This window comes from Arthrobacter sp. N199823, assembly GCF_002929705.1.
Classification (GTDB): Bacteria; Actinomycetota; Actinomycetes; order Actinomycetales; family Micrococcaceae; genus Specibacter.
This window is the reverse complement of sequence record NZ_PJIN01000008.1, coordinates 149,786-165,607: the sequence shown is the minus strand read 5'-3', so window position 1 is coordinate 165,607 and position 15,822 is coordinate 149,786. Positions and strand designations below refer to the sequence as shown.

The 15,822-nt window shown below is 60.1% G+C and carries 12 protein-coding genes; 7 read left to right on the top strand and 5 right to left on the bottom strand.

Annotation, left to right across the window (positions count from 1 at the left end):
- Positions 1 to 699: 699 nt before the first annotated feature.
- The 3 genes from CXQ93_RS16125 (at position 700) to CXQ93_RS16115 (ending at position 3,025) form a co-directional block, all read left to right on the top strand.
- A complete protein-coding gene (locus CXQ93_RS16125) occupies positions 700 to 1,167 on the top strand; it encodes an S-ribosylhomocysteine lyase (RefSeq protein WP_104111440.1) in 468 nt (155 codons plus the stop codon).
- Positions 1,164 to 2,012 carry a 5'-methylthioadenosine/S-adenosylhomocysteine nucleosidase gene (gene mtnN, locus CXQ93_RS16120; protein ID WP_258069066.1) on the top strand — a complete coding sequence of 283 codons (849 nt, stop codon included), beginning with the start codon at positions 1,164 to 1,166 and terminating at the stop codon, positions 2,010 to 2,012. The genes CXQ93_RS16125 and mtnN overlap by 4 nt, the downstream gene beginning before the upstream one ends.
- Positions 2,013 to 2,101: 89 nt before the next feature.
- Positions 2,102 to 3,025, top strand: coding sequence for a 2-hydroxyacid dehydrogenase (locus tag CXQ93_RS16115; RefSeq protein WP_104111439.1), 924 nt, complete (start codon positions 2,102 to 2,104; stop codon positions 3,023 to 3,025).
- Here CXQ93_RS16115 and CXQ93_RS16110 read toward each other — a convergent pair.
- The 5 genes from CXQ93_RS16110 to CXQ93_RS16090 form a co-directional block, all read right to left on the bottom strand.
- Positions 3,002 to 4,420 carry an alanine racemase gene (locus tag CXQ93_RS16110; protein WP_219817375.1) on the bottom strand — a complete coding sequence of 473 codons (1,419 nt, stop codon included), beginning with the start codon at positions 4,418 to 4,420 and terminating at the stop codon, positions 3,002 to 3,004. The two genes, CXQ93_RS16115 and CXQ93_RS16110, sit on opposite strands and share 24 nt — an antisense overlap.
- On the bottom strand, positions 4,420 to 6,105 hold the full coding sequence (locus CXQ93_RS16105) for an FAD/NAD(P)-binding protein (protein ID WP_181036187.1): 1,686 nt from the start codon (positions 6,103 to 6,105) through the stop codon (positions 4,420 to 4,422). Before CXQ93_RS16105 ends, CXQ93_RS16110 begins: the two co-directional genes overlap by 1 nt.
- On the bottom strand, positions 6,102 to 7,118 hold the full coding sequence (locus tag CXQ93_RS16100; RefSeq protein ID WP_104111438.1) for a pyridoxal-phosphate dependent enzyme: 1,017 nt from the start codon (positions 7,116 to 7,118) through the stop codon (positions 6,102 to 6,104). Before CXQ93_RS16100 ends, CXQ93_RS16105 begins: the two co-directional genes overlap by 4 nt.
- A 53-nt stretch (positions 7,119 to 7,171) precedes the next feature.
- Positions 7,172 to 7,678 (bottom strand): hypothetical protein, encoded by a 507-nt coding sequence (locus CXQ93_RS16095; protein ID WP_104111437.1) that lies wholly within the window; start codon positions 7,676 to 7,678, stop codon positions 7,172 to 7,174.
- A gap of 165 nt (positions 7,679 to 7,843) precedes the next feature.
- Positions 7,844 to 9,529 carry an MFS transporter gene (locus CXQ93_RS16090; RefSeq protein WP_104111436.1) on the bottom strand — a complete coding sequence of 562 codons (1,686 nt, stop codon included), beginning with the start codon at positions 9,527 to 9,529 and terminating at the stop codon, positions 7,844 to 7,846.
- 311 nt (positions 9,530 to 9,840) lie between these two features.
- On the opposite strand from CXQ93_RS16090, the gene CXQ93_RS20705 reads away from it, so the two are divergent.
- The 4 genes from CXQ93_RS20705 (at position 9,841) to CXQ93_RS16070 (ending at position 15,659) form a co-directional block, all read left to right on the top strand.
- Entirely contained in the window at positions 9,841 to 12,609 is a 2,769-nt protein-coding gene (locus tag CXQ93_RS20705) for a LuxR C-terminal-related transcriptional regulator (RefSeq protein WP_104111435.1), read from the top strand.
- Between the two features lie 139 nt (positions 12,610 to 12,748).
- Positions 12,749 to 13,462 carry a hypothetical protein gene (locus CXQ93_RS16080; RefSeq protein ID WP_181036186.1) on the top strand — a complete coding sequence of 238 codons (714 nt, stop codon included), beginning with the start codon at positions 12,749 to 12,751 and terminating at the stop codon, positions 13,460 to 13,462.
- Positions 13,459 to 13,728, top strand: a complete 270-nt coding sequence (locus CXQ93_RS16075) for a hypothetical protein (RefSeq protein ID WP_104111434.1) — start codon at positions 13,459 to 13,461, stop codon at positions 13,726 to 13,728. The genes CXQ93_RS16080 and CXQ93_RS16075 overlap by 4 nt, the downstream gene beginning before the upstream one ends.
- Before the next feature lie 257 nt (positions 13,729 to 13,985).
- Positions 13,986 to 15,659, top strand: coding sequence for an AbgT family transporter (locus tag CXQ93_RS16070; protein ID WP_104111433.1), 1,674 nt, complete (start codon positions 13,986 to 13,988; stop codon positions 15,657 to 15,659).
- Positions 15,660 to 15,822: the final 163 nt, after the last annotated feature.

Sequence of the window (15,822 nt, the reverse complement as noted above, 5' to 3'; positions counted from 1 at the left end):
CGGTCCCCGGGGAACACCTCCCGAATACTCATACAACAAGCCTAAACATACCGATACTTAACCGCAATACTTACTAGTAAGTAACTTCTAACAAGTGTGGTGTGGAAGTGCTCTAAAGAAGGTTTGCGTGGGGTTTTAGTGAACGTCCAAACCATCGCATCGCACCTGGACAGGCCAGCAGTATCTCACCTGGACAGGCCAGCCCACACTGCAGGCAGAACCACCCGGCCCAAGCAACCCACCGAGGGCAGAACCAAGCGGCCATCCCAACCCGGCCAGCCCGCCCACCCAACACGGCCCAGCCCGCCCCACCCAACCCGCCACCCCGGCCCATTCCGCACCAACCAGCCATCCAAGCCCGCCCCAACCCGGCCAGCCTGCCCACCAAACCCAGCCACCCCGTCCCGTCCCCATCCCACGCACAAAGCACAACCAGCGGAGAAGAGATTAACGCAAGAACCGCCGTCGTCCATCACAGGACAACAATGGTTCCGCGGCCTCCACGGAGTCTTTTGATAGGCGACCCAGAGCCGCTCCTGGAACCAGAAATCGTTTCCTGCCACGATGCCGGCGCCGTACCTATCCGGTGGAGCCCGGCGTGATCCCACATCCAAGCCCACACCCACCGGCTAAGATGAATGTGGCCTTAAATCGGGCCCGAGGCAGCCCGGCTTCGACACCCACGGAGGAAAGCACCCCATGAATACTTCACGCATGAACGTCGAGTCGTTCAACCTCGACCACCGCACCGTCGCTGCGCCGTACGTACGGGTTGCCGACCGCAAGGCGCTGCCGCACGGTGACGTCCTGACCAAGTACGATGTCCGCTTCACACAGCCCAACGTGGCCCACCTGGACATGAAATCCGTTCACTCGCTCGAGCACCTCTTTGCCGAATGTTCACGCAACCACTCGGATTCCGTCATCGATTTCTCCCCCATGGGCTGCCAGACGGGTTACTACCTCATCCTTGCGGGCGAGCCGGATCTTCCAGCCGTGATGGAGCTGATCGAGGCCACACTCAAGGATGTTCTGGAAGCCACTGAAGTCCCCGCCGCCAACGAGGTCCAGTGCGGCTGGGGCGAAAATCACTCCCTCAGCGGCGCACAGGACGTAGCCCGGACCTTCCTCGCACAGCGCGATGAGTGGGCGCAGGTCACCGCGTGAGCACGTCTTCTGTGAACCCCTCGCTTGTGAACGCTATCAATCCCGCCGAGGTCATTGTTATCGTGGCCATGGAAGAGGAATTGGCCCCGTTCCTGCAACTGGCCGAGTCGGTGACCGAGCCGGAACAGGTGGGCAATTCCATCCACCGCGCCAGCGTCATCAACGGCCGCAACATCCTGCTGGTGCACGGCGGCATTGGGCTGGTCAACGCATCTGGCGCGGCCACCTCTGCGCTGCTGTTGACCCAACAGCAGAACGACGACGCGTCCCCTCCCCTAGTGATCAGCGCCGGCTCTGCCGGTGGTCTGGGCGCAAACGTCAAGGTCGGTGATGTTGTCATCGGAACCGACACCATTAACGCCGACGCTGACGCCCGCGCCTTTGGCTACCAGCTGGGACAGGTTCCGGGGATGCCGGTGTCCTATCCGGTCCCAGATGACTTGGCAGCCGTCAGCAATGTTGGCATGGGCAGCACCGAAGGCAGCGCAGACTCGGCCGGCACGGCTCGATCCAGCACATCCAGCTCAGCATCAGCCAAGCTGGTCAAGACAGTCCATCACGGACTCATGGTCTCCAGTTACTCGTTCGTTGACCAAAGCCGCGCGGTGGTCATTAAGGGCTTGTTTGAAGGCGCACTGTCCACGGATATGGAATCGTCGGCCATAGCGCAGATTGCTTACGCCTACAACGCCCCGTTCCTGGCCATCCGCGGCATCTCCGATCTTTGCGGCCCAGCTGCCGAAACGGACTTCGTGACGCATGTGGATGATGCTGCCGACCGATCGGCCGAGATTGTCACAGCAGTCATCGACGCCTGGTTTGCGGCGGGCTCACCTCGCCCATAGGCAACAGCCTGCAAAAAGCATGTGGCTGGACCGCCGTCGAGCCTGAATTATCCTGTTGGCCTCTGAAACGCAAAAGATACGGAAGAACTTTGACACTGCGCGTTCTCGTCCCCACGGCCCAGTTGGCGCAAGCGATCCAAGGCCCGGGGATTGAAGCAATTCTCTGGCACATCAATGACAGCCTGACTGATCCACCGGCTGCCGATGTGCTGGTCACGGAACGGCCGCGTGAATTCGAGCGCCGGGCGCGGGTGGCGAGTATTCCGGGTTTGCGCCACGTGCACTTGCTCTCGATTGGATCCGATTGGATCCTGGCCCACATGCCAACTGGCGTGACACTGAGCAACTCTCGCGGTGCCGTGGAAGACGCCACGGCCGAGCACGGCATGGCGCTGATTCTCGCGGCACTGCGTGAACTTTCGACGGCGGCCCTCCAGCAGCGCCGCCATGACTGGGTTCCGCTGTGGACGAGTTCAGTGCACGGTTCTGTGGTTCTTATTCTTGGGTATGGCGGGGTGGGTAAGGAACTCTTTTTGCGACTGGAGCCCTTTCGCCCAGCCGCCTTGATTCCTGTTGCCAGCCGCGCACGGGTCCTAGATGACGGGCTCCAGATCCATGGGACGGCGGAGCTGCCGGATCTGCTGCCGCACGCGGACGTGGTGGTGGTGACGCTCCCGCATGACGGTTCAACAGCCCACTTGGTGGATGCAAACTTCCTGGTACGCATGAAGGACGGGGCGCTGCTGGTCAATATTGGGCGCGGTCCCGTAGTGGACACGGAGGCTCTGCTGGCGGAGCTGAGTTCGGGGCGGCTGCGCGCGGCCCTGGATGTCACCGACCCGGAACCGCTGCCTACCGATCACCCCTTGTGGGATGCGCCTGGTTGCCTCATCACTCCGCATATGGCCGGCAACACCGCTGAATTCATACGTCTGGCGACCGAGCTGACGGTTGATCAGATACACCGGATCTCTCAGGGCGAGGCCCCGCTACACCTTGTCGATGTCGTCTAGCACCCACCGGCCACCGTCCCAGAGGACATTGACGGCCAGCGGCAATTGATGTGAGGCACTTTCCACAATGTGCATGAGATAACCAGCAGTATTGGGGAAGGCCACTAGATCTCCGGCAGTAACTCCCGCCGGAAACTCAAAGCGACGACGCAACAACAGCTCTTCCTCGATACAGTAAGCCCCCACGAGAAACGCACTGCCAGAGGTTCGCGCGCGTCGCGGGTGCTGCGCGTGAACGAGTACCGGATCCAGCAGGAAGTCAGCCGATGTGGACCTGCACTGGGTCCTGTTCATGTGCAAGCCCACCAGCGGCACCCCGTCACTGTGCTCCTTGGTGAAGGCGACCTCGGCAAGTGTCAGCCCGCATCCGTCCAGCAACGATCGCCCAGGTTCACAGTGCAACGCAATCTGCGCTGCTTTCAACGCCTGGGCCACGGACTGTCCATCCTGTCCGGAAGGTACAACGGGATCAGATGGCAAACCATTGTCAGAAACAGTTGACAGAACTTGGTCGAGCCACGCGCCCCGGACCAGCTCCTGGTGATACGGGTAGACCCCGGTGCCGAGCCGATCGGACTTCCAGGTAAGGGATTCATCCCCGGCAGGGAGAACCTCCAAGGCAGACCAAAATCCTTCCCACTCTGAGGCACTATCCAGGTAGGACATAGGAATGCCGCCACCCATATCCACGAAACGCGGAGCGTGGCCTAGCTGGCGTAACTTTTCGATGAGTCCGAGGGATTCACCAATGCCGATGGCTCGGGCGCGGGCTTCATAGCCGTTGAGGTGAAAGTGGATGCCGGCTACTTGGACGCCGCTTACCTTCTCACCGTCACGCAGAATCTCCAGCCACTGGGGTGCCCTGAGCCCGAAGCGCGTGGGCGGAATTGAGGCATGGCTGACGGCCAGGCGCAACGCCACCCTGAGTGGCTGTCGTTCCGTACCTGTCAATTCAAGGGCATCGCGCAACTCGTCTTCGTTGTCAACGCTGATAGTCACCCCAGATTCGATGGCCAGGCTCAGCAACGCTGTGGACTTCACTGCCGCCGTGACAATGATCCTGTCTGCCGGGACACCTCGTTGTAAACACTGGCGCAGTTCGTTCAAGCTGGCTACATCGATCCCACAGTCCTCGCGAATCGCCTGATCAATGGCTCCCAGAGTCTTGTTGGCCTTGCGGGCAAAATAGATCTGAAAGTCGATCCCATGGGTCTCCGCAGCGGAGCGCAACTCCCCCACGTTGCGTCCCATGGCACCGAAATGGTGAACATTGACAGGTGACCCGTGGGCATCAAGCAACGCCTCGCATTGCTCAGGATCATTGAGTAAATCCTCCATCCACGGTTCCAGCCGGGCTGACAGCGGGGCTGTACCGGACATTTTCTGGCGCATCATCACTCTTTCAGTGCAGGACGTTGGGCGGGTGTTGACTCAAGCGCGGTGACACGTGCGGCAATTCGCTGCGCCCACTGTTGGTGTTCCCCATGTAAGCCTCGGTTGAGGGTGTCATGGCCCAGCGTGGGATCCTCGGTAGGGCGTCCCACGGCAGCCAGTGATAGGGTTCTGGAGCCGTCGCGAGCCAGACACGTCCCATCGGGATCAGTCAGCACACCTCGTTCCCCTGCCCTGACCCATATATGACCGGCGGCCAGCAGACCGGCGAAAAGCCCACTTGGTGGACCACCCTCCGGCGCTGGATGGCTGAGCACACCGGGTCCAGGAGTCACAGCATCAATGAGCACTGCCCCCTGGCCCGGTTCCTCACCGTCCGCGGCCATGTGAAGAATGCCGGCATCGAACAACGCCAACAGCTTCCTGGCCGTGATCTCTGGCGGGCCGAAGGCGAACCGTTCAAGATTGCGGGCCACAGTAGCAAATTGCTGCCCCGTCTGGACGCTCTTGGGTACCCGATCCAGCACCGCGATCAAGTCCGCATACAGCCCCGACCATATCCGAGCCCACAACCAGCCCGTGGTGACGGGGGCCTGGCAGTGGTTGACCAGAAGGCTGTTCCGCAGTTCATCTGCTGGCTGTCGTTTTACTGGCAAGGATTCTTCTGGTCCGCGTGAGCCTGACCCCGAGAGGCAGCCGCTTCCGGCCGTCACGGACACGCCTGTCAGCGCCGTGCGCCACAGAGCCAAGGCACTCACTGGCGTGCCCATGATCAGGGCACATTCTTGGGCACAGCGAAGCAGCACCACCCAGAGTCCACTCAGCTGTCCGACGTCGTGCATGGCCGTACGAAGGTGACTGCCGTACAGGCGCAAAGGGGGTTTGAATCGATCAAGGCAGGCGGTAATTGCTGGGGGAACAGCCTCACTTTTGGGGTCCATGAGCAGGCCGCTGCGTGAGGCAAAAGTGATGCGTCGCGGCTCACGTCCGCTGGGGATGTAGCGCAATTCCCGTGTTGTCGAACCGCTCGTGGGGCCCTGCCATGAACCGCCACGGCCCTCGGTAAGGAGCAGCGCCACGTCGTAAGCCGTCAACGCGGAGCCCCGAATCCAGAGGTTGGAATCGGCGCCGATGTCAGCCGTGGTCAAGGAGCTGTAGTCGCCAATGAGTGGGTGTGAATTGAGCGCTCCGGGCAGTGTTCGGCCGAGCTCTGCGTCCCCCAGCCCGTGCCCCGTTGCCAGCAGAACTTCGTCGTAGAGTGCACTGCCGAAGGCTCCCTGCACCTGCCACTTTGCACCTGCACGGTCGACGGCGGTCACGGCATGGGGTGCGTGGGTCACGGCCACGTTGCCATGCTCTTCCAGACGTTGAAATTGTTCCCGCAGGTAGCGGCCCACCATCGCCCTGGGCGGATACTTTTCACCAGTGAACGCAGGGACGTTGTGTGCCAGCCACCCCGCAAAGTCAGCCTCGTTCAGCGTTGAGGAGGCATCCACAATGCCAGCGTTCACGTTCAGGCGCAGAAGGTGCGGCTGGTCTTCTCGCCACACACTGCCAGAGCCAGGAGGGAATGGGTCATAGACGTCAGCGCTAATGTCGGCTTGAGCGTGCGCAGGAAGCCTGTCGTGGAGTGCCAGGAGGGCGAACAAGCTTTTGGGGCCTCCGCCCACCACGGCAATACGAATCACGGGCCCGTGACTTTTTCGGCGCTGGTGCGCTGGTCCAGGGTTGCTTGCACCAGCGGACCGGCGTTCGGTTCTGCTTTCAACGTGGCACGTGCCCAATCATCGTTATAGACGGTTTCCAGGTAGGGCACGCCCGTATCGTGAACCATGAAGGCGATGCGTGCACCCGGTTCGAGGGAGGGCAGTAGTTTCCCCATAGCCGCAACGATGGCGCCCGTGGATGCACCGGCCAAGATGCCCTCACGGCTGGCCAGCAGCCGGCAGCCGCGCACCATCTCGATCTCCTCCATTTGAAAAACGAGGTCCGGTTCGGCGCCTGCAGCCAGTTCCGGCAAGACACCCGCGCCGAGCCCGGGAAGCCGCCGGATCCCGGATTGCCCGCCAAAGAGTACAGAGCCCACGGAATCCACGGCAACTACTTTGGTGTTCAGCCCATGCTCGCGAATGTACTGCTGACAGCCCAGCAATGTGCCGGTGGTGCTGGTGGCAATGAACAGATAATCAAGGTCTCCGCCGGAACCGGCCATGATCTCGGGCATGGTGGATTCGAAGTGTGCCCGCGGATTTGCTGGCGCCCCGTACTGGTTGGTGGTCACAGATCCGGGGTTCGCAGACAGCAGTTCGTGAACTCGCCGGCGGCGCGCAGCAAGCTTGTTACCGTCGTCGGGTGTCTCCACAAGATCCACTGTGGCACTGTAGGTCCTCATAAGCTCCAAAGCGAGAGGGTTGGCGTTCTCATCGACCACAGCTGTGAAACGGATGCCTCGCACCACGCACTGTCTGGCCAGCGCAATGCCCAAATTCCCCGACGTTGATTCAATGATCATGCCACCAGGTTGCAGCCGATCCGAGCGCAGCAACTCTTCAATCAAGCCATGTGCAGTGCGTTCCTTGGTGCTGCCGGCAAGTTGCAGCAGGTCCAATTTTGCGTAGATCACAGCGTCGTACTGTTCATAGAGCCGGCTGACTTTCACCGTTGGAGTGACAAAGGGGTGAAGTGTTCCGGAATCATTCATGTCCAACTCTCCCGTTCCTGACGCTGATGGGTAATTTTCTAGTGCACGCTCCTCTAATGAATGAGTGCTTTGAGGAACACGATGCCAACACCTAAGAGCGTAGTCACAAGTGCCGCACCGAAGCGGTAATGCAGCTTGCGTGTCCAGCTTCGGGAGCTGAGAAATCCGAAGAGTGCCAGCATGCTTACGTCGACCCAGAGGGCAACCCAGACGGCAGTGTCGTCGTTAACTAGATCGAGAACGCCTGACAGAACGATCGTCAAAGGAATAACGGCTGCCAGCAGCAGACCCACGGAATGGCTCATGGCGTATTTGAACGATTCCTTGAAGTGCGGCACACCATCTGGCGCCTCGCTCAGATGTGCAACAACGTTGGCGAAGAAATGGGCAACCCAAAAAACCACCACTGCCAGCAAGACCTTAAGGAACATTGCATAGGCCGTAATGTCGTATCTACCAGTGACGATGATCAGTGCCGACACGGTGATGAGTCCGTAAATGGCAGATTCCGAGAAGAACTGAGCATGGTATTTATGCTTCTGGGGTTTAGCTGTTGCCATGATGCTCACCTAGTTGGGGAGAAGTGGAGTTTTTGCCACTCTGAGGAAAAACCATCGGCTTCCTTCTTCTCAAGGTTCGTGCTTCTCAAGGTTTGTGGACGAATATTAACATCAAACACCGGCGGACAGGTGCCCGCCGGTGTTTGACCAGCACATCTGAGGTGGTTAGGCCTTCAGATCGAGTTCATCAAGCGCCAGGGCGTCCGGATCGTCGGCTTCCATTTGTTCAGGTAAGCCATCCTGCCGACGCTTGGGCATGCGGCCTGCGGGGACAATGGCTAGTAACGCCAATCCGGCGAGCCCCAGCAGTGAGATTTGCAGTGAATGCAGTCGCGCTTCTGCGTTGACCGCCACAGCGGCAGCAAGTTCCTCCGGGCTGGACGTTCTGTCCTTGATGGACGCTTCCAGTTGCGCGTTTGTCATAAAGTTCGTATCACTGATGTTGACAGCGGAGATCAATTGATCGGAAATTTCGGGATGCTGGCTGGCACCCAGAGATACTTGCGAGGCGAGCATGGCGACAGCGAATGCGCTGGCCACGGCAATGCCGACAGAGCCGGAAAGGTTGTGCACCAGACCGCGCCAGGCGCCGACGTCGCCAGCCAACGGCTTGGGCACAGAGCTGAGCAGCGTGTTGAAGACCAGGGCAACGATGGCGCCCTGTCCCAGTCCAAGCAAGATGAGCCCAAGAACCACAAACAGCTGGCCCCAGTCATTTTTGATGGTGAAGGCAATCAGGCACAAGGCAGCGGCAACAACAATGAAGCCCATCCTGGCAATGACGCTCGGGGCGAATTTGTCGTAAAGGTAGGCAACAAACGTACTAGCCAGGAAGATGCTCAGCGTGTAGGGAATCAGAGAGAACGAGGTCTCAATACCGGAGCGCCCCTGGACCATTTGCATGTACAGCGGGATCAGGAAGTTAGCTGCCGTGCCAACGAAGAGCATGATGGCCATGCAGGCAGTGATGGCCAACTCGGAACTGGAAGCAAGCACCCGCAAATCAAAGATGCGGGGCAGTTTGGCGCCTTGGCGCTTGCGGATCCACGCAAAGAAGATTTGTGCACCCAGCAAACCAAGCAGGATCAACAGCGGAGCCGGCGAGACGCCCAAGATTGCGAACGGTGCCTGATCGGTGGCTGACCAGACACCCCAGCTGGCCATGCCGCTGAACCCGAAGCTGAGGAAGATGATAGAGGCGGCGGCAATAAGTGCGCCAGTCCAATCGATCTTCAGGTTGGGCTGAGCAGGGATTGACTTGAGCCTGAAGCTCAAGAGCAAGTTGATGGCACCAAGTACCACCATGATGCCGAACGAGTAACGCCAGCCAATGGTGGTAGCGAACCAGCCCGCGATCAGCAGTGCCAAAACTCCTGCTGCGGGGATGGCCGCGGCCAGCAAGCCGATTGCCTTGGCCTGCTGCGCGTCCTTGTAACTGGTGGCAATAAAGACTGTCAGAGCAGGGGCAACGAGGGCGATAACGGCGCCGGAGGAGGCCTGCGCGATGAACAACATAGCGGGGCTGACGCTCAGGGCTACACACGCCATGGCGGTCGCGTGTATGGCCACTGCAATCTGGAAGACTTTACGGGTTCCGTAGCGGGCGCCAATCTTGGCACCCAGAAGGACGAATGCAGCCATCGAGAAGGTGCCCGCCGTGATGGCGGTTCCCACCGAGGTGGCAGGAGTATTGAGGTCGGTGGTGATGCCCTGCATGGAGACAGTGAGCGCATTGACGGCGAACGACGCCTGAATCTGGGTCAACACCACAACGATGAGCGGTAACCAGGATGCCGCTTTAGCTGCCGATGCAGCCGCAGATCCCGAAGAGGAAGGGGATTTTGTTGCCATTGTTTTGAGAGAGCTCCTTAGGCCGAAAAGGGGCAGACATGTTAAAAAGTCATGAGTCACGAACCACGGAGCTTCCCCAACCTACAACCGACCAAGCCGCCTGCCCACGTGATCTATGTTCGGATATTAGCGGGGATAGGTAGTTGGAACCAACAAATCCCAAAGTGTGACGCACAATGCTTGACCGCCTTCGCCGTACCGCCTCTTAATCCGTAGCTGAGAAACTCTGGGCAGATTTGTTGGCGCGGCTTTAGGCTGGTGTGAGCGGCAAACAAATACTCTGTTGTTGCCCGTGCCAAGGAGGCGTTCTTGTGGCCCTTGAGGTCATTGCCAGCAAGTTGCTGATTCCCTCGCTCAAGAACGAGCTTATTTCGCGTCCCCGGCTCGCAGGCTTTTTGCGCCGCAGCGCCGGTTTGAAGTTGACGTTGCTCTCCGCCTCGGCCGGGTTCGGCAAGACTGTACTCCTGGCGCAGTGGGTGACCCCGATAGCTCAAAAAGGGAGTCGAGTGACGTGGCTTTCGCTGGGCTCCTCAGACAGTGACCCTGCCACGTTTTGGACGAGTGTCATCAGTGCACTTCAAAAAACAGTTCCCGGCCTCGCGCCCGAGGCGCTGGAGCAGCTGAGGTCTGCGTTAGCTACTGAGCGGGTGCTGACCACAGTACTAAACGAGCTCGCTGGAGGGATACCCCGGCCAATAGGCACTGGGAAAGGGCCACCCACAGGGCAGCCAAACCACCAGCTGTGGCTGGTCCTTGACGACTACCATTTGGCCGACGGCCGTGAGGTAGCTGCAGGTATGGCTTTTTTGTTGGAACATCTTCCACCTCACGTGCATGTGGTGATCAGTACCCGAGCGGACCCAGTCCTGCAGCTTTCGCGGTTGCGAGCACGCGGAGAGCTTGTAGAGGTCCGCACTGCAGACCTCCGCTTCACACCCGAGGAGACCACCGAGTACTTCCGGGGCGTGCCGGGGGTCGACTTGGCTGCCGTGGATATTGACGCCTTGTCGCAACGCACCGAAGGGTGGATTGCGGCCCTCCAGCTGGCCGGCCTTTCACTCAGAGGACGGAGCGATGGTGCAGAGTTAATCGCCCGATTCGCCGGCAACGACAGGTACATTTTGGACTACCTACTCGAGGAAGTATTGGCACAACAGCCCCCGGAAATCCGATCCTTCCTGCTGCACAGCGTCATTCTTGACCGACTGAACGGCCCACTGTGCGACGCGGTGATGGGCAGTACTGCAGCAGCCAGCGGCGTGCGCAGTGAGTCCATGCTTGCGGCCCTGGAACGAGAGAATCTGTTCCTGATCCCCTTGGATGACCAGCGCCAGTGGTACCGATACTACCGCCTGTTCGCGGAGATGCTCCGCGCCCGACTCCTGAGCGAGGAACCGGAGCTACTGCCACTGTTGCATGATCGCGCCAGCCTCTGGTTTGCGGAGCAGGCCATGCCGGCGGAGGCAATCGAGCATGCGCTGGCAGCCCGGAACTTTGATCGCGCCGCGCACCTGATCGAGCTGGCGGCACCGCAAATCAGGCGTGATCGGCGCGATGCCCTCTTTCAAGGTTGGCTCAACGCCCTGCCCCACGAGAGAATTCGGCGCAGTCCGGTGCTCACAGTTTTCCAAGCTTTCAGCCGCATGTCGGCCGGCAGGCTCGACGACGTGGAACCCTACCTCCAGGAGGCCGAACGCACCATGGAGGCTGCCCCAACAGGAACGCAATCTCCTTGGTCCGAGGTAGACGAATATCAGAGACTGCCTGCCACCATCGCCATCTACCGCGCCTCCATGGCCCAGGCGCGTGGCGACGACACCGGGACCGTGGGGTACGCCCAAAAGGCTTTGGCTCTTGCCCGCCCAGGAGATCATTTGACGCGCGGTGCCGCTTCGGGTTTCCTAGGCCTGTCCGCTTGGGCACGAGGCGATATTTCAACGGCACTGTCGACCTTCACGGCATCTGTGGCAAGCCTGCGGGCGGCGGGCAACGTGATTGACGAGTTGGGCGGCACGGTAGTTCTGGCAGATTTGTGGCGCGCGGCTGCCCGCCCCGGAAAAGCCCGCCAGCTATTACACAGCACGCTAAAAAAAGCTCAGGCAAGGGGCCTGCCGGTTGAGCGGGCAACGGCCGAATTGCATGTTGCCCTGAGTGAGCTTGACTGTGAAACGGATGACCTTGCCAGTGCTCGGCGCCACTTGGAATTTGCGGCGGAGTTGCAGGAGCACGCCCCACTGACCGAGAGCCGATACCGCTGGTTTGTAGCCAGCGCCCTACTGGCCTGGGCCGAGGGCGCCCCGGAACGGGCACTGGATCTCTTGGAGCAGGCCGAACCGCTCTTCCGGCGTGGATTCTTTCCAAACATTCGGCCAATCCCTGCCTTGAGGGCCAGAATCCACATCAGTCAGGGCCAACTTCTAGACGCTGGCGACTGGGCGCACGACCAGGGTGTCACCGTCACCGATCAGCCCAACTTTCCGAACGAATTCGACCACCTCACCCTGGTGCGGTTGTTAGTTGCCCAGCACCGGGCACGGCCCCATTCCGGCGCCGCTGCACAAGCGCAGGCGCTGCTGGAGAAACACCTGGTCCAGGCCACGGAATCCGGCCGCACCGCGAGCATCATAGAAATCAGGCTGCTTTTGGCATTGGCCCACGAAGCGCAGGGACAACCTTCCAAGGCCCGTTTGTTGGTAGACCAGGTCATCGCCGAAGCCCCCGAAGCAGACGCGTACCTGTGGCTGCTGCGAAACGAAGGTGCGGTATGGGCAGTGGGTGGCGAAGGCAAGGTAGACACCAAGGGTGGCGAGGGCAGCGGAAGACCACCCATGGTGGGCCGGCTGGAAGGCGCCAATCCCCCGCAACGCCAGTATCCGGCGTCGACCATGAGCCTTTTGAGCGAAAGGGAACGCCAAGTCCTCCGTCTGTTGGGTGGTGAGCTGAGCGGGCCACAGATTGCTAGAGAACTATTCATCTCCTACAACACGCTGCGCAGTCACACCAAGCACATCTTCACCAAACTTGGAGTCACCGATCGCCGCGCCGCAGTCCGCCTGGCACGCGAAACAGGCCTCATCTAGCTGCACTGAGCCTATCTAGAAAAGTGGATTTTCACGCAGTCATTCACATCATGGGGTGATGCCCGCTCACCCACTCGGTTCCTATGTTTGAGATGTCCCCCGGCAGCGTGCCGGAGAAGCTGCGAACCCAGGAGTCCACATGTCCATCAACCCCAGCACACTTACCCGCACGGCCGGCATCAGCGCCGTTGTTGCGGGCCTGCTCTTCATCGGCATCCAGATCAACCATCCACAGCTTGATACCGCGTTCGCCACCTCCGCCGAGTACACGGTGCGCCAATCCGTGAAGGTGGTGATGGCGGTGCTCTCGCTCATCGGGATCACTGGCATGTATGTGCCGCACGCCAAGCGGATGGGAGGGCTTGGCCTGATCGGCTACCTCGTGTTCGGCGCTGGCTACCTGATCATGATGAGCGTGGAAGTCATTGGCGCCGTGGTCATCCCCACCCTGGCCACCCGCGCTCCGGCTTATGTCAACGACGTTTTCGCGGTAGCTATGGGCGGCCATTCAGCCGGCAACATCGGGGCATTGGCGTCCCTCAACGCGGCCATGGGGTTCGCCTATATCGGCGGCGGTGTGATGTTCGGAATCGCCCTCGTGAGGGCCACCGTGCTGGCCCGATGGGCTGCCATAATGCTCGCTGTTGGCACCGGCGCAACGCTTGCCATCCCGTTCCTGCCCATGATCAACGAAAGGCTGTTCGCAGTCCCCACCGGCGTGGCGTTAATTGGGCTCGGCTACTCATTGTGGCACCGAACCCCCGCGGCCGGGTCTTTGCCCGAACCCTCGCCTAAGAGCCCCTCAGCACTGACCCGTTTGGGACGGTCGACGGCGGATACTCGCCTCCCATGAGCAGCTCACCCGTGTTTGGGGAGCCCGCCCACTACCAGATTCGGGTTCGCGGGCTCCTGGGGGACCACTGGTCGGCGTGGTTCGATGGTCTCACCGTGGCCCACCTCAGCGATGGGACCACAAGTCTTACCGGGACCATCCCCGATCAAGCCGCACTGCACGGGTTCCTGGTCAAGGTCAGGGAACTGGGCCTGGTGTTGGTGTCCGTGGAAGCAATCAGATCAGTGGCGAGCAATGCTCTACGCAGCAACACCGAACAGGGATGAATTCCGCCCGCAATATCCAGCGCACCCGACTGGTCATAATTAGGGCAAATGGCGCGAAATCTATTGACGATTGCCGCATCCTGTTAGGGCCGTTGATTTTGGGGAAATCGAACGGTTCGATTTCCTAGGAGCGCTGCTGTGCCAAGCCCAAAAAAGCCTTGTGTTTGCCTACCCACGGTCTTACTCTAAGGATAATCTGCACGAATCGAGCCGGTGTTATCGCTATAGATAGCCCCGTCAGCTATTAGGGGCGTTTCATGGCACAGAGTGGGAAAAGCACGGCAAAACCCAATACGGCCGGCAAAAATAATGAATCGGGTCGATTCCTGAATTCAATTGAACGTCTGGGGAACAGAATCCCCAACCCCACCATCATGTTTGTCTATTTGATCGCCTTGATTGCCGTTTTATCGGCGTTCATGTCGTGGGCAAATGTGAAGGTGACCGATACCGTGATGACCCCGGTGCCCACCGAGCAGCTCCAGCATCTCAACGACGCCTTGGGCGGCACGCTCGTACCGTTTGACACCGCAACCGGCCTGGCCGTGACGCTGCCGGACTACACCGTCTCTGAGCAAACCTTCGCCGTGCGAAATTTGCTATCCGCTGACGGCTTGCAGGTCTTTTTCTCATCCTTCGTGGACAACTTCGCGGCGTTTAGCGTGGTCGCGGTGGTACTCGTTGCCATGGCGGGCGTTGGTGTAGCCGAGCATGCCGGCCTGATGGCGGCGTTGATTCGAAAGATCGTAAAGGTAGCCCCGCGCTGGTCACTGGCCTTCATCCTGATCTTTGTTGGGGTGGTTTCCTCGGTAGCTTCCGACGCCGGATACCTGATCCTGATCCCCCTCTCGGCAGCGGCATTCCTCTCAGTGGGCAGACACCCGTTGGCCGGCATGGCGGCGGCCTTCGCGGGTGTTGGCGCCATATTTGGCGTCAATATCTTGATCACACCTACTGACTCGATGATGACTGAAATAACCAACGAGGCACTTGGGAACATTGGTGCACAACCGCTCTCCGTCACAGCCAACTTCTACTTCAGCATTGTCTGTTCAGTGGTGCTGGCGCTTGTAGCCGTGCTGGTTACAGTGAAGATTGTGGAGCCCAGGCTGGGCAAGTATGAGCTAGCCGATCCGCTCTCCAACAACGCTGAGGAAGACGTCGATGCTGCAGCCGAGGCTCGAGGCTTAAAGTTCGCACTCTGGGCCTTGGTGGTGGTGATCATTGGCGTCCTGGCAATTTCACTGCCGCCGGGAGCGCCGCTCCGCGACACCGAAACGGGTGACTTGATTGGCGCCACCCCGTTCATGGCCAGTTTGATCTTCATCATCTCGCTGGCCTTCCTGGTCTGCGGCATTTTCTACGGCATGGGAGCCAAGACCATGCAGGGTGGCGACGCAGTGGTTGGGGCGATCGCGAAAACCTTTGGCAGCCTGGGCGGCCTGCTGATCATGTTCTTGATGATTTCCCAGTTCATCGCCCTGTTCAACTGGACCAACATACCCACCGTTGCCGCGGTAGAGGCTGCGCAACTGTTGGAACGGGCCAGCATCCCGGCCGTGCTGCTGCTGATCGCGTTCATTCTGGTGATCTTCTTGCTGGACATCATCCTGCCCGGTCTGGTGCCCAAGTGGGCCATCTTCGCCCCGATATTCCTGCCCATCTTTGCCTCTCTGGATGTGGCACCGCAAACGCTCTTGGCCGCTTACCGCGTGGGTGATTCACCCATGAACGTACTGACCCCCTTGATGGTCTACATGCCCTTCATCGTCACCATCGCCCAGCGGTATAAGAAGGACGCTGGCATTGGAACGGTGATCGCCCTTATGGTTCCCTACACGATGTGGCTACTGGTCGCCTGGATCGCCATCTTCGCAGCCTGGTTCCTGCTGGGCATCCCGTGGGGCCCCGGCGCCCCCGTAGGCATGTGAGCCTCCCCGGCGCCCAGCGTCCCGGTCGAGGAAATTGTGCTCATTGTCGGTGCCTCGGATGTGGCGGCACTGGGCGTCGTGGCCGGGGTTGACGCCGTGGTGGACTTTGCGAGTAACGCTCAGGCACCAAGGGGCAGCGGCGTGGCTCACGCCAGGTGGAGAC